16 protein-coding genes are annotated in these 19,484 nt (G+C 62.0%); 9 read left to right on the forward strand and 7 right to left on the reverse strand.

From position 1 onward, the window contains the following. Positions 1-259 precede the first annotated feature (259 nt). The 3 genes from WFJ47_RS09490 (at position 260) to WFJ47_RS09500 (ending at position 4,758) form a co-directional block, all read left to right on the forward strand. Positions 260-1,462, forward strand: coding sequence for an alpha-hydroxy acid oxidase (locus WFJ47_RS09490; RefSeq protein WP_158625433.1), 1,203 nt, complete (start codon positions 260-262; stop codon positions 1,460-1,462). 139 nt (positions 1,463-1,601) lie between these two features. Continuing rightward, the gene (locus WFJ47_RS09495; protein ID WP_336762574.1) at positions 1,602-2,654 is read left to right on the forward strand and encodes a catalase family protein; all 1,053 of its coding nucleotides are present in this window, start codon (positions 1,602-1,604) and stop codon (positions 2,652-2,654) included. Between the two features lie 214 nt (positions 2,655-2,868). Then, positions 2,869-4,758, forward strand: a complete 1,890-nt coding sequence (locus WFJ47_RS09500; protein ID WP_336762575.1) for a porin — start codon at positions 2,869-2,871, stop codon at positions 4,756-4,758. Positions 4,759-4,987: 229 nt separating this feature from the next. Here the strand turns inward: WFJ47_RS09500 and WFJ47_RS09505 are convergent, their stop codons facing one another. From WFJ47_RS09505 to exbB, 7 genes are all read right to left on the reverse strand, one after another. Next, complete coding sequence (locus WFJ47_RS09505; protein ID WP_336762577.1) at positions 4,988-5,551, reverse strand: PqiC family protein; 564 nt, start codon at positions 5,549-5,551, stop codon at positions 4,988-4,990. Continuing rightward, a complete protein-coding gene (locus WFJ47_RS09510) occupies positions 5,548-6,510 on the reverse strand; it encodes an MlaD family protein (RefSeq protein ID WP_127103239.1) in 963 nt (320 codons plus the stop codon). The genes WFJ47_RS09505 and WFJ47_RS09510 overlap by 4 nt, the downstream gene beginning before the upstream one ends. Then, positions 6,507-7,277: an ATP-binding cassette domain-containing protein gene (locus WFJ47_RS09515; protein WP_336762578.1), complete on the reverse strand. Its 771-nt coding sequence runs from the start codon at positions 7,275-7,277 to the stop codon at positions 6,507-6,509. Before WFJ47_RS09515 ends, WFJ47_RS09510 begins: the two co-directional genes overlap by 4 nt. Positions 7,278-7,280: 3 nt before the next feature. Next, the gene (locus WFJ47_RS09520) at positions 7,281-8,459 is read right to left on the reverse strand and encodes an MlaE family ABC transporter permease (RefSeq protein WP_408868645.1); all 1,179 of its coding nucleotides are present in this window, start codon (positions 8,457-8,459) and stop codon (positions 7,281-7,283) included. Positions 8,460-8,765: 306 nt separating this feature from the next. Continuing rightward, complete coding sequence (locus tag WFJ47_RS09525; RefSeq protein WP_336762582.1) at positions 8,766-9,650, reverse strand: energy transducer TonB; 885 nt, start codon at positions 9,648-9,650, stop codon at positions 8,766-8,768. Then, on the reverse strand, positions 9,647-10,081 hold the full coding sequence (gene exbD, locus WFJ47_RS09530; protein ID WP_127103241.1) for a TonB system transport protein ExbD: 435 nt from the start codon (positions 10,079-10,081) through the stop codon (positions 9,647-9,649). Before exbD ends, WFJ47_RS09525 begins: the two co-directional genes overlap by 4 nt. Before the next feature lie 2 nt (positions 10,082-10,083). Next, positions 10,084-10,836: a tonB-system energizer ExbB gene (exbB, locus tag WFJ47_RS09535; RefSeq protein WP_336762584.1), complete on the reverse strand. Its 753-nt coding sequence runs from the start codon at positions 10,834-10,836 to the stop codon at positions 10,084-10,086. A gap of 137 nt (positions 10,837-10,973) precedes the next feature. Here exbB and WFJ47_RS09540 point away from each other — a divergent pair, with 137 nt between their 5' ends. The 6 genes from WFJ47_RS09540 to dhaL all read left to right on the forward strand — a co-directional run bounded on the left by WFJ47_RS09540 (position 10,974) and on the right by dhaL (position 19,478). Beyond that, entirely contained in the window at positions 10,974-11,657 is a 684-nt protein-coding gene (locus WFJ47_RS09540; protein ID WP_336762586.1) for a Fe2+-dependent dioxygenase, read from the forward strand. A gap of 433 nt (positions 11,658-12,090) precedes the next feature. Further along, positions 12,091-14,298, forward strand: a complete 2,208-nt coding sequence (locus WFJ47_RS09545) for a TonB-dependent receptor domain-containing protein (RefSeq protein WP_336762587.1) — start codon at positions 12,091-12,093, stop codon at positions 14,296-14,298. After that, positions 14,298-15,707 (forward strand): amidase, encoded by a 1,410-nt coding sequence (locus WFJ47_RS09550; RefSeq protein ID WP_336762588.1) that lies wholly within the window; start codon positions 14,298-14,300, stop codon positions 15,705-15,707. The genes WFJ47_RS09545 and WFJ47_RS09550 overlap by 1 nt, the downstream gene beginning before the upstream one ends. A gap of 23 nt (positions 15,708-15,730) precedes the next feature. Continuing rightward, positions 15,731-15,913 (forward strand): hypothetical protein, encoded by a 183-nt coding sequence (locus WFJ47_RS09555; RefSeq protein ID WP_336762590.1) that lies wholly within the window; start codon positions 15,731-15,733, stop codon positions 15,911-15,913. Then, positions 15,910-17,289, forward strand: coding sequence for a sodium:solute symporter family transporter (locus tag WFJ47_RS09560; protein WP_336762591.1), 1,380 nt, complete (start codon positions 15,910-15,912; stop codon positions 17,287-17,289). Before WFJ47_RS09555 ends, WFJ47_RS09560 begins: the two co-directional genes overlap by 4 nt. Positions 17,290-17,645: 356 nt before the next feature. After that, on the forward strand, positions 17,646-19,478 hold the full coding sequence (gene dhaL / locus WFJ47_RS09565) for a dihydroxyacetone kinase subunit DhaL (RefSeq protein WP_336762593.1): 1,833 nt from the start codon (positions 17,646-17,648) through the stop codon (positions 19,476-19,478). Positions 19,479-19,484 lie beyond the last annotated feature (6 nt).

The raw sequence follows: 19,484 nt of genomic DNA on the forward strand, positions 1-19,484 counted from the left end.
GTGTGGCGGAGCAACGTCGCGTCAAGTGCGAATGTTCATCTACACAGTTTGTAAAATTATTTTATATTCATGAACCGAAACGACCATTGCGAGGTTTTTCCGCGTGTTAGGCGGCGGGAAAGCGATATCCGGTGAGGATCGATCATCCTCACATTAACGTGACGTCAGATCCAGCTGCCGAACGGGCAACGCTTGCCGTTTTGACTGAACGAGAACGGGCCAGCCCCGGCACCCCATGCGACCAGAGCGGAGTTTGACCATGTCCATGACGGCGAAAAGACGCCTCCACGATATCTATCAGCTCACCGATTTCGAGAAGGCGGTGAAGCGTTATCTGCCCAAGGCCGTCTATGAATATGTCCGCAACGGGGCGGGCTCCGAACTCAGCCTGAGACGCAACAGGGCCATTTTCCAACGTTATCTGTGGCGGCCCTATCGCCTGCGCGATGTCTCCTCGCTCAGTACGAAAATTACGCTATTCGGTGAGGAATACGACCAGCCCTTCGGCTTCGCGCCCACGGGTGGCGCCGCCATGACACGCTATGATGCCGATCGCATCGAAGCGGCGGCGGCACGGCGACACAACCTGTTCTACGCGCTCTCGGCCAACTCGCTTACCCCGCTGGAAGAGATTATCCGCATCAACCCGCGCGCGTGGTTTGCGGCCTATCTGCCGAGCGATCTCGAGATCATCGATGGCATGATCGACCGTGTGCAGAACGCAGGTTATCCCGTCCTGCTCATTACCTGCGACGTGCCCGTCCCGGCGCAACGCATTGCCGAGACACGCGCCGGGTACTCCATGCCCATTCGGCCCAATCTGCGCGCCACTCTGGGGGGCATGACCCATCCGGGCTGGACCTTCGGCACGTTGGGACGAACCATCCTGCGCGACAAAAATCCGAAGATCGTCAATATCCGTCCCCAGGGCGGGCCGGGGCTCTTCTCGAACGAGATCGCCGCTGTGGGCGGGTCGCCCCATTTTACCTGGGATCATATCCGCCATATCCGCGCGCGCTGGAAAGGCAAGCTCATCCTCAAGGGCATCCTGCGTCCTGAAGATGCAGAAGAAGCGGCGCGTATCGGTGCGGATGGGATCGGTATTTCGGATCACGGTGCGCGTCTTCTGGACTCCACGGTTGCGCCTCTCGAGGTGCTTGAAGAAATCAAGAAGGCTGCGGGGTCGATGAGTGTTGTGATCGATAGCGGATTCCGCTGCGGGGGCGATGTGCTGAAGGCCATGGCGCTCGGCGCGGATGCGGTCATGCTGGGCCGTCCGTTCCTCCAGGCCTGTGCGCTGGCCGGCGGGGCAGGGCTGGACAAGGCCGTGTCCATTCTCAAGACAGAACTCTCTCGCGACCTCGCGCTTTTAGGGGTCACGGATCTCGGCGCGCTCGATATCGCGATGCTGAAGGATCTGGGCGACATGGCATTTGTCGAGCGCGCACCCGAACGGACCTGAGAAAACGCGCAGAAACTTCGTTCAGGGACCGGGGTTGAGAGGGCTGTCAAATCCCTCCCTCTCCGTCGGACGCGCCCTTATGAAGCCTCCTTTGCAATACTCTGAGTCGCTCGAGACACCGCGCCCGGAAGAACGAAATGTGCAAAGAGCACTGCTCAGGGTTTTCGCGCGGATCGTCAGGGCGACGCATCGCGATCTGGGACATGCGTCGCGTGGTGTTCACGCGAAGAGCCATGCGCTGCTCGCGGGCACGCTGACCATCCCCGCCAATCTGCCACCCGAGCTGGCGCAGGGGCTTTTTGCGCAGGGCGCACGCTACCGCGTGACGGCGCGACTCTCGGCCATTCCGGGCGATCCGTTGCGTGATGCAGTATCCGGCCCGCGCGGTTTCGCACTCAAGATCCACGATGTGCCGGGCACGCTCCTCCCTGATAATCAGGGGGTCGCGGTTCAGGACTTCCTGTTTGCCAATGGTACGGTTTTCGGTGCGCCCGACGCCGGAGGCTTCCTGAAAAACCTGCGCGTTCTGGCGCTGACCACGGACAGGGCAGAGGGGGCAAAGGCGGCCTTGTCACGTGTGCTGCGTGCCATACAGAAAATGCTTGTTCGCCTCGGCAGAAGGAGCGCCGCGCTCGATGCGCTTGGCGGGTTCATTCCGACCCATCCTTTGGGGGACAGGTTCCACTCCCAGGTGCCGCTCCGTTACGGCGACCATGTCGCGAAGCTCGATCTGGTGCCGGAATCAGAGAGTTTCAGACGGCTCACGGGCATCGTCATCGCGATCGATCATGAGCCGACGGCCATCAGGCGCGCCGTCGCGGTGGATATGGCTCGAGAAGGCGGGCGTATGAGCCTGCGCGCTCAGCTCTGCCGCGATCTGCACGACCATCCGATCGAGACTGCGGCAACGGAGTGGAGTGAGGCGACGAGCCCGTTTCACGTCGTGGCGAGCCTCGAATTTCCGCCCCAGGCGAGCTGGAGCGAGGAGAACTCGCGCCAGATCGACGACAGGCTCAGTTTTTCGCCCTGGCATGGTCTGGCGGCCCACAGGCCCCTGGGGAACATCATGCGCGCGCGCCGCGTGGCCTATCCGTTTTCGGCAGGGTTGCGGAGCAAGCTGAATGGCTGCCCGATGCGCTTCCTCCCTCTCTCGGAAGAAAAACCCGGAGCAGAGGGCGCAGCTTCTTCCTGAAGGCAGCGAGCCGACTGGCCTGTTCTCGCCAGAGGCTCCGTACTCTCGCCGGACGGAAGGTTCCGGGAAAACCGGTTTGAGACAGTCTGGATGCTTGCGGATCACAACTCTCGGGAGGGCGGGTCGCTCTTTGTCATAAAACAGGCGGCCCAATGGGGTAGAGGCTCGGTTATAGCAGCGCGCACCACAGCTTGTTTCAGAGTCCTGTCGATTTATGCGTGCGCGTTCTCTCGTTCTTTCGCTGCTGCTTGGCAGCACGGCTTTTCCTGTTTCTGCCATGGCGGCGGGCCAGTCAGATGATATTGCGGCACTGAGACGCGAAATGCTCGAGATGCGCGCGCAGATGCAGGGTCAGATCAGCGATCTGAGGCGCGAGCTCGTCAAGGAGCGCGCCATGAGGCGCAAGTTCGAGCTGGCTCAAGCCAAACCGGTCCAGTCCATATCAGCGCGGGCCAAATCCGCCCGATCCGGCATTGCCCAGGGCGAAAACGCCGCGCCGGGTGGGAAAGTCCTGCGAGCGCTGCCCGCGTCGGGGGCTTCTGCGGCCACGGCGCTGGCAAGCAACAGCGCAATGCAGCAATCCTCGGCTTCGCCTTCCGGCACGGTCCCGCCCGGCGCGCGCCCCGTTCCTGCCTCCGCAGAAACGTCCATGGTGCAGGGCAAGGCGGCTGTCGGGGATGCCCCGGTGCAGCTTGCGTCGTCTCCGATCATACGGCGCGCGGGGCGGCCTTCCAATCCTCAGGTCGCTTACGACACGCACCTCATTCCGCCGCCCGATCATGGTCTGAATATGTCATTTGCCGATTTCCGTCGCGCGACCCGCTCGGCGGAAACCGTCGATATCGGGGGCATACGGATCGGCTTTCCGGCAGGTCGACCGACCATCGCATCGAGTGACGGGCTTTATGCCTTCTCGGTCGGGCTCGTCATGCATTTCGATATCGGGGGTTTTCCCTCATCGGGCGGTGCGGCGCAGGGTCAGACGGGCCGCTTCCCGAAAATGAACGAGAATGCGCGACGCCTGCGTCTGCCCCTGACATGGCGCTATGGCAATCTGCTCGCCAATCTCACGCCCGAATGGGGGCGCACGGTCGACGGCACAGCAGGGCTCTATGAAGCCAATATCGTCTATAGCGGCGTTCACAACTCCCAATTCACCTTTGGGTATTATCAGCCGCGTGTGACCATGCAGGACTCTGAATCCTCGAACGGGTTCATTCTCATGGAGCGCGCCTCGATTTCTGAAGTGGTGCGCCAGATTGCGGCAGGTGATGCCCGCATGAGTCTGGGTGGACGCACCCATCAGAACCGCTGGTATCTGGGCGCCTATCTGACCGGCCAGACTTATGGTGACCGGACGACCGACCCGACGATTTCCGACAGCCATATCGGTGGTCTGTTGCGTGTGGCCGGGCGTCCGATTGCTACAAAGCTGGTGGATCTGCATCTCGGGGTGTCCAGCACCGCCTCATTCAAGCGTAATCAGACCTCCCAAGGGCGTGTTCTGGCCCTGACGGACCGACCGGAAACACGCCTGACCAATGAGCGTCTCGTCTCGACCGGGACGATTACGGACATCGGGAAGGTCTGGGCTGCGGGGCCGGAAATCGCGTTGCGCTACGACAAGGCACTCATCCAGGCGGAATATTACCATATCGGCGTCACACGCGACGACGATGCACGACGCAAGGGCCCCGCGCCCAATCTGGGGTTCGACGGCTATTACGTTGCGGGCAGCTATACGCTTTTCGGTCAGACGCGACGCTACAGCCCCAAGGATGCGGCGTTTTCCGCGCCTGCGCCCAAGGAGGATTTCGATCTCTGGAACAACCAGTGGGGTGCGCTTGAGCTGGTCGGCCGCTGGAGCGTGATGGACTTCAACAGCAATATTCTCAAGGATCAGCCCGCATCGGTTACCGGGGGTGTGCGCGGTGGGGTGCAGACTGTCTGGTCGGGCGGGCTCAACTGGTATCTCAACCGTCATTACCGCATTCAGCTTCAATACAGCCATATCGACGCCACGCGCGCGCAGACGGTCGGCACCGTCAACAACAAGGGCCGGTCGATCAATTCCATCGGGAGTCGCATTCAGGCGGCGTTCTGAGGAAGCTCTCTCCCGGAAAGAGAGAGAAGTCCAGGACCTGCCGAGTCGGCTCCTGGTCTCGGGGCGGAGGGGGCGTTCTCCAACCCGGGAGTTCCACCGGGATACAGAGCAGATCTTGTGCCCCGCCTGATCGCCCTCCCGTCATTCGGGAGAGGAGGCGGGGGGTATCTGCTCGCAGCGTTGCCCGATCCCAGGGCCATGCGCCAGCCCGTCGGCTTGTCCCGTCGGTTCAGCCCGCCGATTCAGCGGCGATACGATCTGCCAGCTTCTCGAAAAGCTGACGCAGCAGGGCGGCCTTCTCCTGATCGGTTGCAACGCTGCCCTGTACGCTTTCCATGCTGCGTCCCTGACGGACAGGACGCGTTTCGTCGCGGGGCAGGCGTGTCCAGCTTGCCAGAACCACAGCCTTGCCATCGCTCGTCATATCCAGACGCTCCATGGTAATGCTGAGCCGTGAGTCGGGCGTCTCAACCGGCGCATAGGCGGTCACCATTGCCTGCGGCCAGTCCTGGGACAGACGTGCGACAATCAGATTGGTCGCCGACTGGGAGAGGCGGCTGGCCCAGCGACCATTGCTGCTGCGCAGAAGACGACTATCGTCGCGTACGAGAATATCCTGGGTGTCGAGATAATCCGGCATGACCACGCGCGGAACATAGACCACAGCTGCATTGCGCGGTGGTGTCGCGACTGGCCCCGCGACGGGCGCGAGCGTGTAGAACTGGACCGGTGCGGAAGCACAGGCAGAAAGCAGCCCCAGAGCGACCGCAGGAAAAAGATGGTGCAGTCTCATTGGCGGCGTCCTGTCAGGAGAAGTTGCGGGTTGCGCTCGACGTCATTGGCGAAGCCGCGCAAGGCGGCAGCTGCCGAGGCGATGTCACGCAGGGCGGAATCCAGATTGGCGCGATCTATCGAGCGCGGCGAGGTCATGCTTTGCAGATTGGCCAGCGTCTTGTTGGCCGTCTCCATGGTGCTGCGGCTGTTCTGAAGCAGCAGATGCAGTTCCTGCCCGCGGGCGGAGAGCTGTTCGGTCCCGGTGCTGGCAAGGCGGTCGACGCTTTGCAGCGTATGGAGCAGTTGCGGCTGGAGCGTGGTGATCATCTGGTGCGCCGCATCCACTGTTTCACGGCTGTGGTCAGATGTGGCCTGAACGCTATCAGCCAGGGCCGGCAGGCGCTGATCAAGCGTCTCGGCCAGATGATGGACGATCGCGAGCGTGGCCGAGGCATCGTCGCTGAGTTTGCGCAGGGGGAGATGGGTCAGAGTATTCGTAATGGCCTGTATGGAGGATTGGCGCGTCGGAATCTCGGTCACATCCGTCAGTTCGGGATGGAGCACGGCCGGGGTGCCGGGGGAGATATCGAGATCGATCTGCGAGGTGCCGGTCACGAAGCTCTTGAGATTCATCTCGCCCCGAAGGCCATGATCGACCAGATCATGCAGGCTGGGCAGATGACCGTGTTTCTCACCAGCTACGAGGATATCGTCGCGTCTGAGTGTCACGTAGACCGGGATATAGGCTTCGCGTGTTTTGGGATCATACTCGATCGCGATTCGATCGACCGCGCCCACCTGAACACCCCGGAAATTGACCGGCGCCCCCACGGATAGCCCGTTGGTTGACCCCCGGAAAATCAGGACAGCCCGATCCATATGGGTGAAAGGGTGAAAATTACCGAAAAAGACGAAGGCGCTGATCATGAGCGCCAGGCCTCCGAGAACGAACGCACCGACGAGGGCCTGTCTGTTCATGATGCGCTTCCTTCTTCATTGCGTTGCCTGTTCATGAAGGCATGAACCTGCGGGTCTGTACTATTGTCGCGCAGATGACGCGGTGATCCGTGGGCGATAGGACGCTTCGTCAGCGCGTCGAGAAAGATTCCGTCATCGGCAATCGTGAACAGGCTCGGCAGTTCGTGGCTCACGATCACGATGGTGGCGCCAAGCCCGTCGCGCAAATTCAGGATCAGATCATCCAGCCGCGCAGAGGTGATGGGGTCGAGTCCGGCAGAGGGTTCATCGAAGAACAGGATATCGGGGTCGAGTGCGAGCGCGCGTGCCAGTCCGGCGCGTTTGCGCATGCCGCCGCTGATTTCGGCCGGGGTCAGGTCGATGGCCTCCTGAAGGCCGACGAGCGCCAGCTTGAGTTCGACCAGACGTCTGATGGCCCGTGCGTCGAGCCTTGTGAACATCTGTAGTGGGAGGGCAACGTTCTCGCCCACCGTCATGGAGCTCCACAGCGCGCCGCTCTGGAACAGGACGCCGAAGCGATGATTGATCTCTGTGCGCTGGGCATCGGAGCCTGCCCAGTAATCCTGCGTGCCGACGCGGAAGCTGCCGGATTTTGGGCGAAGCAGGCCGATCATGCTCTTGAGCAGCGTCGATTTTCCGCAGCCGGAGCCACCCATCACGGCATAGATGCTGCCCCGTCGTACTGAGAGATCGATATCGGACTGGATGATTTTCGGACCGAAGCCGAGCGTCACCCCCTGCATGGTCATGATTGGATCGTCACTCATGGATCAGATCCCCACGCTATTGGCGATAACGGCGAAGATGGCATCGAGCGCGATTACGCCGACAATGCCGATCACCACGGCATGGGTGGCCGCAATACCGACATCGGCTGCGGAGCGCCCGGCCTTGAGGCCGATACGGCAGCTCGTGAGCCCGATGAACGCGCCGAAAACGATGCTCTTGATGAAGCCGAAAAAGAACTGGCTGATGCCGAATGCGATCACGGTCTGATGGAAATAACCGAGGCTCGTTATGTCGAGCATCGAAATGGCAACGACATAACCGCCCAGCATGCCGATCAGACAGCCGTAAAGATACAGAAACGGCATGGTGACGACGAGCGAAAGCACGGCAGGGAGGATGAGGTAAGAAGACACAGATATGCCGAAAACCTTCAGCGCATCGATTTCCTCATTGCCCTGCATGGTCGAGATGCGCGCGGCATACGCGCCACCGGTGCGTCCGGCCATGATGATGGCGGTCATGACGGCCGCCATCTCACGCACCGTCGCAATCCCCACGAGGCTCGCCACATAGATGCCTGCGGCGAATTTCTGGAGCTGAACCGCGCCGACGAAGGCGAGAATGGCCCCGACAAGAAAATTGACCACGCCTACGATCAGAAGGGCGGAAGGGCCCGCATTGAACAGATCGCTCAGGAGGTCGCTGCTGCGTAGCCCCCCCTTGCGAAACAAGGAGCGATATCCGGCAAGGGTCGTCCGTCCTGCTAGACCGGCGACAATCCCGATCTCGGCCAGAACCGCTTCGGCCCGGATCCCGATCTTCTCCAGAAACGGCGTTCGGGTTTTGCGTGCAGGGACGACCGGTGCGGTCTGCTCAGGCAGCAGATCGAGCAATTGCTGCATGGGATGCGGAAGCGTCGCCATGTCGAAGCGTACTCCCGCCGCATCGCAGCCTCGACGGACATCCCAGAGAAAGGCGACGAGCCCGGTATCCCAATCGGTGATGCCCGATGTGTCGCAGCTTATCGTGGTCGCCCCCGCTGCCGTAAGCGCTTCGTCCGAGAAGGTCGGGAGAGCAGCATCGTGACTGCGCCATGAGCCGGTCAGCACGAGGCAGAGGGTCTTTTCCTGCAACACGGTCTGATACTGCGCTGCCCCGTTCAGGGCCTTGCCGCTCGACGATGTCCTGCCAGCGGGGGAAGGAGCCTCCGTCAGGACCATGGAAAACTCGCGGGATTCAGTGCCATCATGCTGCAGCATTCTGATGGCTCGAGCCGCTGCTTGCAAGAACGCGGCACCCTTCGGGATCGGGTGCGGGGCAAGTTGTGATCATATCATGCCAAGATGTGATCGACGCGATAATCGGTGCCTTCGTGATCTCCTGGTGGAAAGCTGCGGGCAGGAGGCGAGGGATTCCGGGAGACGCTCACGCCCTCAGTATGTCCGTTCCCGGCGCCGCCGTGCTCGGTGTCTTCATGTTCGAGGCCTGGATGCCTAGCGCCGCAGCGTCGTCTGGAGGCTGCGCTCCTAACGTTCCTCCATATAGAACTCGACCGGCACGGTCAGGGTGAGCGTAGCGCCGGTGATCGTATCGGGCGGGCTGGGCAGTGGCTCGGCGCGGCGCACAAGCGCCAGGGTTTCCTCATCCAGAAGCGCATAGCCGGTCGGGCGGACGAGCACCGCTGAGAGCACATGGCCTTTGCGATCCATGGTGAAGCGCAGCATCACGGTGCCTTCCTGATGCTCCGCCTGCGCCTTGGCCGGATAGCGTTTGAAACGCTCCAGCCGTGCCAGCAGGGTGCCTTGCCAGCTCGCTTTCGCTGCCGAAGCCTCGCGTGTCGACGGTTCGCCCTTCGCGTTTGTGGCCGAAACGGTCGAAGGTGGAGCATCCGAAGGGGGCGGTGCCGTATTCGCCGTGGACTGGGTCGGTACGGGCGGCGGAAGATGCTTGGGCACAGGTGGCGAGGGCGTGACCTTGCGGCGCACAGGCTCAACCTTGATCTTTTTCGGAACCGGCACGGGGGGCAGTGGCGCGGGCGAGGGCGGGGCCATCACCTCGGGCGGCTTTTCGGGCGCAGGAGGCTCCGGCGTGGCGATCTGGGGCGGTCCGGGCGGCTTTTGCTCCGGCGGGCTTGGTACACTGGCGGGTTCAGGGGCGAGATCGATCGCTATGGCCGCGGGAGGCGGCGCGTAGGGCGGGGGCGTGGCGGGGCGTAGTTGCGCCACCGCCCAGAGCGCGAGCCCGGTTGCCACGACGATCGCCGCTGCGGAGCATCCGCCAAGACGGCGCTGGCGCTGGGCCTCGATCTGCTGGTGACGCTGGTAGACCGCTCGGAAGGAGAGGGACCCTTCCGACAGGGAAGGGCCGGGTGGCGCGGCGGGCAGGGGCGTGCGGAAATCCCTTGCGGTCACGGCGCGTCGCCCTCCTCCTGCCCCTGCAGGTTGACGAGTGCCACCTTGAGGAACCCCGCCTTGCGCAGGAGATCCATCGATTTCATCAGCGTCTCGTAATCCACTGTCTTGTCAGCGCGCAGAAAGATACGCTCGTCCTTATGCCCGTTGGTGAGCGTCATCAGCTTCGCGGGCAGCGCATCATTGCTGATGTCTTCCTCGCCAAGAGCAAGGCTGTGATCAGCCTTGACGGTCACGAAGATCGGATTGGCCGGGCGTGGCGCTGGTTTCTCGGTCGATGAGGGCAAATCGACAGGAACGTTTACCGTGCTCAGCGGCGCCGTGACCATGAAGATCACGAGCAGCACCAGCATGACGTCGATGAGCGGCGTTACATTCAGCTCATGGGCATCGAGTGCCGTATCATCGGCATGGCGCATGCGCAGCGCCATGGTCAGCGTCCCGCCTGCTCGGCGCGTGGTGTGGCGAAGCGGAGTACCTGTCCGCCCCTACCCTGAACATGCAGTCGGCTGAGATCGCGGGAGACGAGGCGCAGGATGAGTGCCGTCAGGTCCCCGACCTGCGCCTTACAGCCAAGGCACTGACGCGACAGGAAATTATAGATCACTACGGCGGGAATAGCGGCCACGAGCCCGAGCGCCGTGGCAAGCAGGGCTTCGGCAATGCCGGGGGCCACGACGGCCAGGCTGGTCGCCTTGGTTGCGGCAATGCCGGTAAAGGAGGTCATGATCCCCCAGACCGTCCCGAACAGTCCGATAAAAGGTGCGGTTGCACCGATCGTGGCCAGAATGCCCGTCCCCCTCATGAGGCGGCGGCCTTCGGCAGCTTCGAGGCGCTCGAGATGGAGCATGATGCGCTCCTTGAGCCCCTCTCGGTCTTCCAGCACGTCGGCCGAGCGCGTCCATTCATTTGAGGCGGCCAGAAGCAATGCCCTCACGATGCCGATATCGGGGCAGAGATCATGCGAGGCGGATAGGGTCGGCGCCTCTTCCAGCGTCAGTTCGGCCCGCGCGAGAGCGCGCCGGACACGCATCACCTCGACCACCTTGGCGACGAAAACCGCCCAGCTGATGACGCAGGCGATGATGAGGAGCATCATGACGCAGCGCACGACAGGGCCTGCCCCCAGGAACATTTCCCACGGGGTGAAGGGAAGGGAGGCGAGATCGCCAGTGGGCGCAGCCATGGGGCTCTCCTGATTTCGTGAGGGCTTCCGCCCCTGGGGCGTGACCTGTTCTTGTTACGGGGTGTAACCGTGGGCTTGAGATGTGTTAATCAGATTCATTCTCAATTACAAGAACTCGATTGCACAGGAGAGCGCGCATGCTGGTTCACATTCCCAATGTCCTGACGCCGGAAGAGCTGCGTCACTGCCGTGAAACCTTGGAACGCGCGGCGTGGCTAGACGGCAAGGTGACCGCCGGGCAGCAATCGGCGAAGGCCAAGCATAATCTGCAGGTCCCACAGGATTCGGAAACCTCGCGCGCGCTTGGCGAGATCGTGCTGAGGGCACTGGGGCGCAATCCCGTTTTCAATAGTGCCGCTTTGCCGTTGCGTGTGTTTCCGCCGCTCTTCAACCGCTATGATGTCGGGATGAAATTCGGCGCGCATGTGGATAATGCCATACGGCCTATCCCCGATAGCGGCTTTCGTATCCGGACCGATGTATCTTCCACCCTCTTCATCACCGGGCCGGAGGAGTATGATGGGGGCGAGTTGGTCATCCAGGATACCTATGGCGAGCAGCGCGTGAAGCTGCCTGCCGGTGATATGGTGGTCTATCCTTCGACCAGTCTGCACAGCGTGAGCGAAGTGACGCGCGGTTCGCGCTGGGCGTCGTTTTTCTGGAGTCAGTCCATGGTGCGCGATGATACCAGACGCGCCCTGCTTTACGATTTCGACAAATCGATCATCGAAACCCGCAAATCCCTGCCCGATGATCATCCTGGCGTGCTCGGGTTGACCTCCACCTATCACAATCTGCTGCGGCAATGGGCCGAACTCTGAGCCGTATGCTGACCGAGGCGCCGAAGCCGGTTCTGTGCACCCTGCCGCCAGGCGCGTAAGGAACGCCGGGCCGGTTCTGCCAGCAGGTATGGAGGATGCCACCTGGAATGGTCGCTGGCCTATCCTCCCGAGCCGCGGTTAGAACCTTCTGATGGTCACTGGATCACGGAAGGACTGGTCAGATCGCCCGTATTGCGTATTGTAACTCTGTTTTCTTCTGTCTTATCATTACGAAAACGAATCGTATTGGTCGGAGGGAAGCGGTATGAGGCGTATCGGGCCCATCACGGCATATGGACCTCTGATCATCGCAGCCCTCGTCATGAAAGGGGGTAGTGCGCTTGCTACTGTGCCCCCCGGTGTTTCTGGAGGGAGGTCTGACACTCAGGGCCCATCGCATTCCGCGCGAGCGTCGTCCTCCACGGCGCATCCTGTGCGGGTGACTCCCCCCGGGCCGCGCCCCGCAAGCGATCGGAAAGCGGCCTCGGCAGTTCGTCAGCCGGGTCTGGAACAGATCACCGTCACCTCCGAGCATCGACGGGAAAACCCGCAGAAGATTGCCACGTCGCTGAGTGTGATCAGCGGTAGGGAGCTGGCTGCGCGCAACGTGAATTCGGTGTTCGATCTGCAATATCTGACGCCCTCCTTGCAGGTGACGCCGCAATTCGGCTCCGGCCAGCCCGATTTCGAGATACGCGGCGTGGGTCACCAGGATTACGGTTCATCGAATGTGTCGCCGGTGGGCGTGACGATGGATGGGGTCGCGATACCCGTGCCCTGGGCCAGTAACGGCCTGATGTTCGATGTTGCCCGTGTCGAGGTGCTGCGCGGCCCTCAGGGTACGCTCTATGGACGCAACACTACGGGCGGTGCGATCAATTACGTGTTCAATCAGCCGACCGATCATCTCGCCGCCGGGGCCGACGTGCAGATCGGCTCCTTCAGTGCTCAGAAATACGATTTCTTCCTTTCGGGGCCGGTCGCCGCTCATGTGCGTATGCGCCTCGCGGGTGAGAGCCAGCAGGGCGGCGCCTGGCAATATGACGGGGCAGGCGCCCATCTGGGCGCCACTGATCGCACGGCTCTGCGCTGGCTGACCGACATGCAGGTGACCGACAGGCTCAAGGCGACGCTCGATATGCATGGCAGCATCGACCGGTCCGATGGGGCGGGGCTGCATCTCTTTGCGCCGCAGACAACCCAGGCGGTCTATCGTCCGGGGGCACCGGTTTTCCCGCAGGATCATGAGCGCGATATCACGCGTTGGGGAACATCGACGAGCTTCGCGCGCCTGATAGGTGTTTCACCCGGCGACAAGCCCTATCATCATATCGATACGGGCGGGGCAAGCTTCAAACTCGATCAGAGCCTGTCCTTCGCGACGCTCAGTAACCTCGCGAGTTATGACGTGTCCTCGCGCCGGGAATATGACAATTTCGACGCCTCTGCTCTTGCTCTGGCCGATGTCGCGTTCAACAGCCGCGCCAATGTGTTTCAGGACGAGCTGCGTCTGGTCTCTACCCCCGGCAAACGCCTCGACTGGGTCGCTGGTCTTTATTACGGCAATGAGTATCTGGCCGATCAGTATTACTCCGGTTTTACCGATGCCACGGGCCTTGATCGTGGCGTCTTTTACAGCACCAAGGTCAACACGATCAGCGGGTTCGGTCAGGGCACCCTCAAGCTATTGCCCCGATTGCGTCTGGTGGGCGGCGTGCGTGTCGAGCATGAATCACGCGATCTGCATGATTATCGGGCGTTCACCTATGATCTTGCTGGCAATGTGCTCAATCCCGGTAATCGGGTGGCGCGGCGCACGCTGGATTACACCCTTCCGTCATGGAAAGTGGCGCTTCATTATGATCTGGCGCCTCATGACCTGCTGTATGTTTCCGTCTCGCGTGGGATCAACTCGGGTGGCTACACGACCTATAATACGACCAATGCCCAAGCTTCCTCGAATCCTTATCAGCCCGAGAAGCTTCTGGCCTATGAGATCGGCAACAAGCTCGATATTCCTGCCGCCCATCTGCGCCTGAATGTCTCGGCCTTCTATTACGACTATCACGACCAGCAGGTGCTCTCTGCGGCGGTCAATAGTCAGACCGGTCTGATCGGGGCTATCGCCAATGCGCCGCGCTCCCATCTGGCGGGTGGTGAACTCGAGGCTGATTGGTCCCCGCTCAAGGGGCTCATGCTCACCCAGTCTGGTGGGTGGGCCGTCGGCCAGTTCGACAGGTTTGACGCCGTCTATGCCGCAACGCGTGTCAATGGCGTGTTCGTGCCGGTCACGCAGAACAAGAAAGGCGTCTCGCTCCCCGCCCCGAAGCTCACCTTCAATGGCTCGGCGGTCTATCGCTGGCGCATGGGAGGCTATGAGGCGAGTCTGGGGCTCAATTACAGTCTGCGTTCGACCTATCGCTCTCTTTTCGGGTCCCTCTACGATGTGGCAGGCTACACGCTCTGGGGGGCAACGGCGTCTTTTTCACCGCATGAAGGATGGTGGAGCCTGAGCGCGTTCGGCAATAATATCCTCGACAAGAAATATGACGTGACGCGCAATTTCTTCCTGACAGGAGATAACATCGCCCTGTCTGGCATGCCCGGTGTCTATGGTTTGCGTTTCGGAGCGCATTACTGATGCATGATCTCTCCATAGGCGCGCTGCGCGCAGGGTTCTCCGCGGGTAGTTTCACGCCGCGCGATGCGATCGAGGCCGTTCTGACCCGTATCGCGGCGTGGCAGGCGGCGACTCCCCCTTTGGGCGGGCTTTGGCATCTTGAGCCCGAGATGGCGAGGCAGGAGGCCGATCTCGCCACTAAGCGCTGGCGTGACAACAGGCCTATTGGCGCGCTCGAAGGGATTCCCGCGACGGTCAAGGAACTGATCGCGACCCAGGGCGTGGCTGTGCCTCAGGGCTCAGCGGCCACGACGCTCGTCCCGGCGAGAGCCGACTCACCGGTCGCGGCACGCCTGCGCGAGGCAGGCGCGCTGATTTTCGCGCGTACCACAGTGCCGGATATCGGGATGTTGTCGTCGGGCGTATCCAGTTTTCATGAGCTGACACGCAATCCGTGGAATCTGGCAGCCAATCCCGGCGGATCGAGCGCGGGCGCTGCTGCGGCAGCCGCTGCCGGATATGGGCCCGTCCATATCGGCACGGATATTGGTGGGTCGGTGCGTTTGCCCGCCGCCTGGACCGGGCTCGTCGGGTTCAAGCCAAGCCAGGGGCGTATTCCCATCGATCCCTATTATCTCGGGCGGTGCGCAGGGCCGATGGCGCGTTGTGTAGAGGATGCGGCCGAGATCATGGCGGTGATCACCCGGCCCGACCGGCGCGATGCGACAAGCCTGCCCTATCAGGCGATCGACTGGGCGCAGCCGATCACGAGCGTGGCCGGATTACGGATCGGCGTGATGATGGAGGCTGGATGCGGCATGGCGTTGGAAGCTCCGGTGGCGGAGGCCGTGGAACGGGCTGCAAGGCTTTTTGAAGCGCATGGGGCGCGTCTTGTGCCGGTGGGGCCCATTCTCGACCGTTCGCTGCTCCACGGATGCGATGTGTTCTGGCGTGCGCGCGCCTGGGGGGAGTTGAGCCGTCTTTCGCCCGAAGCGCGGGCGCGGGTTCTTCCCGCCATCCTCGCCTGGGCACGAACCGGGGCGGACGTCAGTGGTGTGGAAGCCGTGCGGGGCATGAGCGGCAGTTTCACCTTGCGACAGAGAGGGGCAGCCCTGTTCGACGGGCTCGACGCAGTGATTTCGCCCGTGACGCCCAATGTCTCCTTTCCGGCGGAATGGTCTTCGCCGCTTGATGATCCGGCAAACAGGCCTTTCGAGCATATTGCCTATACCCTGCCCTGGAATTTCACCGAACAACCCGCCATCTGCCTGAATGCCGGGTTCGGCCCGGGCTTCGACGGCCGGACCATGCCGATAGGGGTTCAGATCGTGACTGATCGCTTCGAGGATCTGAAGGCGATGCAGCTTGCACGCTGGTTCGAGCGTCATGGGGATGCTGCGGTCACCTCCTGGCCGGAACCGGGCATGTGAGAGGGAGGATCAAGCGCCGCAATATGCCCCTGATCATAGGACTGCTCCTGCCTTTCCTGCTCGTGCTCGGGCCTGTTCCCTTTCTCTATGGGGCTTCCTGGCGGCTGGAGGGCATCCCAATGGCGGTGATCTGGCTCTTCGCCTGCATCCCCCTTATTGCGTTCTGCCTCCTGATCGCGTCGCGTCTGACGGATGAGGACGCATGATTGCACTCGGTTTCGGACTCGTCCTGCTCGCGGCACTCTGTCTCGCCCTGTTTTCGCGTCGGGGGCATCATGAGGCCGATCCGCGCGCCTTCTTTGCTGCCCATGGGCAGTTTGGCGTTGTGCTGTTCTTTCTGCTCTCGGTGGGGGAGACCTATTCGATCGGCTCGCTGCTCGGTTTCCCCGGGGGCATTGCTGCAGCGGGGTCGATCGATATCGTGCTGTGGTTCGTGGGGTATATCCTGCTTGCCTTCCCGGTCGGGTTTTTTCTCTATCCGGCGCTTTGGCGGGCAGGACGACGCAGCGGTGCCATCACCCTCCCCGATCTGGTCGGGGCCCATTACCGGAGCCGCATCGCGGAGTGGCTGACCGGCCTTGTTCTGGTCATGCTGATGCTGCCCATGGGTACAATGCAGTTCGTTGGGCTCGCTGGCGTGCTGTCGCGTCTGGGGCTCGGCTTTTCGCCACTGGTCCTTGCGGGCTCTGCGGCGTTCATGGCGTTCCTGTTTGTCGCTATTGCGGGATTACGGGCAGCGGCGCTGATTTCCGTACTCAAGGACACGCTTGTGCTTCTGGCCATTCTTCTGGTGGCAGGGCTCACGCTCTGGCATTTTTCCGCCGAGCAGAGTCGAGGACTCGCCGAGAGTCTGTCGTCCGGTGGGGAATCAGCCAGTTCGGCCTGCGCCATGATCATGAGCACGATCATCGTGCAGGCCGTAGGGTTCTGCGTCGCCCCACAGGCTGTGGCCGCCATTTTCTCGGCGCGTAGCCCTGCCGTGATCCGTCGGGCGCAGGTCTGGATGCCGCTTTACATGGCGCTGTTTCCATTGCTTTTCGTGGTGGCGGCCTACGGGATGACCCATGCCGGGTTGGGCGGTACGCCGGATCAGATCTTCCTGGCCGTGACCAGCCGCAGCCTGCCTGGTTGGGTGGCGGGCATTGTCTATGGTGCGGTGGCGCTCACGGCTCTGGTCTGGCTTGGGTCCGTCTGTCTCAGCCTTGCGGCCATCGTCACACGCAATATCGTGCCCCATGTACCGCCGGCACAGCAGAAACGGGTGGGATTGCTGGTTATTGCCAGCTATCTGGTCTTCGCTGTTGCGACGGCCGCCATGCATCCGGTGCTGCTCGTCTCCCTCAACAAGCTCTTTTATGTCGGGCTGGTCCAGATGCTGCCCGGCGTGCTGGCCTGCGTGGCAGGCTGGCGCGTTGCGCCGCTTTTCTATCTTGGGGGGCTGGGGGCGGGGCTGGCCACGGGCTTCGGCCTCGCAGCCAGTCAGGCGAGTCTCGGCGGCCTCAATCCGAGTGTGCCGGCCCTGGCTGTCAATGCTGTTGTCATGGCCCTGGGCTGGGGTTTCAGTCGCAGGATGCTGCGCTGAAATCGGATCTTGCCCCCTGATGAGGTCTTCCAGAGGGCGCTCGCAGCTGTGTTAAATCATGTCTGTGCTTCATGTGACGTGCACCATAACATTGTGACATGAAACTGAGCAGTCTCCTAAGCGTCCCGGCAAGATAGCGCAGAGAGGGATGGCTATCGGCAACACATTGCAAATGCGAGATATTTTACGCGATGGAAGGAAGCCGGGAAGCCGATTGACCATTTGGGAGCATTTCGATCCTACATATTAGGTAACGAATATCACTCTCGTTAGTGTGATTTCGTTCAGAATGGCTGTTACGGTTATGGTTCTTGGGCACACAGGGTGTTTTCCCGGCACGCAGTATGGGGCCCATTATGGATCATTCAATCGTTCACGCAGCGCATACCGGTCATGGTGATGGCGCTTCGTCCCAGTCTCCCGCAGCACGGCCCAAGCTGGACCGCATCTTCAACGATCCCGATGGCGTGGTCGAAGACGGTGTGCGCGGCGCGCTTCTCGCTCATCCGGATATCATCGTCGAGACGGCCAACCCGCGTGTCGTCAAGCGCGCCAAGACCACGGGCCGCCGCAAGGTCGGCGTGATCACGGGTGGCGGTTCGGGTCACGAGCCTGCCTTCCTCGGCTATGTCGGCACGGGCCTTCTGGACTCGGTCGCGATTGGCGAGATCTTCTCCTCCCCGACGGCTGTGAGCTTCCTCGACGCCATGAAGGAAGCCGATACCGGCGCCGGCGTGGCCTGCCTGTTCGGCAATTATGCCGGTGACACGATGAATGTCCGCATGGCAGCGCGCGATGCGCAGCAGGCTGGCATCAAGGTCGAGACGGTTGTGGCTACCGATGATGTCGCTTCGGCTCCGGCCAGCGAAGCAGAGCGTCGTCGTGGCGTGGCCGGTGAAATCCTGATGTGGAAGGCCGCAGGCGCCCGTGCCGAAGAAGGCGCTTCGCTGGATGAGGTGATCGCCGTGGCCCGCAAGGCCATTGCCAATACCCGCTCCATCGGTGTCGGCCTCACGCCCTGCACCATCGTGGCCAACGGCCACCCGAATTTCTCGATCGAACTCGGCACCATGGAAGTCGGTATCGGCCATCATGGCGAGCCCGGCGTGTCCGTTCAGGAACTCGGCCGCTCGCGCGATATCGCCAAGCTGATGCTCGAGCACATCCTGCCCGATCTGCCCTTCACGAAGGGTGACCGCGTGACAGTGCTGCTTTCGGGCCTGGGTGCCACGCCGATTATCGAACTTTATGTGCTCTATGCCGATGTGGCCGATCTCCTGAAGGAGAAGGGCATCGAGGTGGCGCATCGCTTCGTCGGCAATCTCTTCACCTCGCTTGAGATGAAGGGCGCCACCCTGACGATCATGAAGACCGATGAAGAGCTGGACCGCCTGATGGCTGCGCCCGCCGAGTCCATCGGTCTGGTGCGTGTCGGTGCCGGTGCGGCACAGGTTCAGGCCGCTGAAGCTACCACGGCCACAGCCGAACCGGTCGAGGCGCTGGTCAAGACCGCGACGGGGGAGAAATACGTGCCCAAGAGCGGTATTCCCGTTGCCGAAACCACGAAGGTCATCCCGGCCCTGGTCGATGCCATTGTCAAGGCACGCGACTGGCTGAGCGAGATCGACGGCAAGATCGGCGATGGCGATCACGGCATCAACATGGCCAAGGGCTTTGCCCGCTGCGGTGACGCCCTGGGTGCCAACCCGCCGGTCATGGAAAAGGGCCTCGATGCCCTGTCCGACTCCCTGATGGCCGGTATCGGCGGCTCGATGGGCCCGCTCTACGGTCGTTTCTTCGAAGGCATGGCGATCCCGCTGCGCAATGTCGAGTTCCTCGACGGCAAGCTTTTCGCCCAGATGCTCGACGGGGCGCTGGCCGGGATCAACAGCCTTGGCAATGCCCGCGTGGGTGACAAGACCCTTGTCGATACGCTGCAGCCTTCGGTTGAAGCCTTCCACAAGGCGCTGGATGACGGCAAGTCGTTCGAGCAGGCCCTGATCGCGATGTCGGAAGCGGCAGAACGCGGTCGTGACTCCACGGTCGATCTGGTGGCCCGTATCGGCCGCGCCAGCCGACTGGGCGAGCGGTCACGCGGCGTGCTCGATGCCGGTGCGACCTCCTGCTGCCTGATCCTGCAGACCATTGCAAAAGAACTTGAGGCCCCGGCGCGCAACCACAACGCCTGATCTGCC

The sequence above is a fragment of the Asaia sp. VD9 genome, assembly GCF_037150015.1.
Lineage (GTDB): Bacteria > Pseudomonadota > Alphaproteobacteria > Acetobacterales > Acetobacteraceae > Asaia.

Bases quoted from the DNA above. Each gene is read 5' to 3' on its own strand.
- WFJ47_RS09500 (WP_336762575.1), top strand. From the start codon at position 2,869: ATGCGTGCGCGTTCTCTCGTTCTTTCGCTGCTGCTTGGCAGCACGGCT.
- exbD (WP_127103241.1), bottom strand. From the start codon at position 10,081: ATGGCGCTGCGCATGCGCCATGCCGATGATACGGCACTCGATGCCCAT.
- dhaL (WP_336762593.1), top strand. From the start codon at position 17,646: ATGGATCATTCAATCGTTCACGCAGCGCATACCGGTCATGGTGATGGC.
- WFJ47_RS09540 (WP_336762586.1), top strand. From the start codon at position 10,974: ATGCTGGTTCACATTCCCAATGTCCTGACGCCGGAAGAGCTGCGTCAC.
- WFJ47_RS09555 (WP_336762590.1), top strand. From the start codon at position 15,731: ATGCCCCTGATCATAGGACTGCTCCTGCCTTTCCTGCTCGTGCTCGGG.
- WFJ47_RS09560 (WP_336762591.1), top strand. From the start codon at position 15,910: ATGATTGCACTCGGTTTCGGACTCGTCCTGCTCGCGGCACTCTGTCTC.
- WFJ47_RS09490 (WP_158625433.1), top strand. From the start codon at position 260: ATGTCCATGACGGCGAAAAGACGCCTCCACGATATCTATCAGCTCACC.
- WFJ47_RS09505 (WP_336762577.1), bottom strand. From the start codon at position 5,551: ATGAGACTGCACCATCTTTTTCCTGCGGTCGCTCTGGGGCTGCTTTCT.
- WFJ47_RS09550 (WP_336762588.1), top strand. From the start codon at position 14,298: ATGCATGATCTCTCCATAGGCGCGCTGCGCGCAGGGTTCTCCGCGGGT.
- WFJ47_RS09515 (WP_336762578.1), bottom strand. From the start codon at position 7,277: ATGAGTGACGATCCAATCATGACCATGCAGGGGGTGACGCTCGGCTTC.
- WFJ47_RS09520 (WP_408868645.1), bottom strand. From the start codon at position 8,459: ATGGTCCTGACGGAGGCTCCTTCCCCCGCTGGCAGGACATCGTCGAGC.
- WFJ47_RS09510 (WP_127103239.1), bottom strand. From the start codon at position 6,510: ATGAACAGACAGGCCCTCGTCGGTGCGTTCGTTCTCGGAGGCCTGGCG.
- exbB (WP_336762584.1), bottom strand. From the start codon at position 10,836: ATGGCTGCGCCCACTGGCGATCTCGCCTCCCTTCCCTTCACCCCGTGG.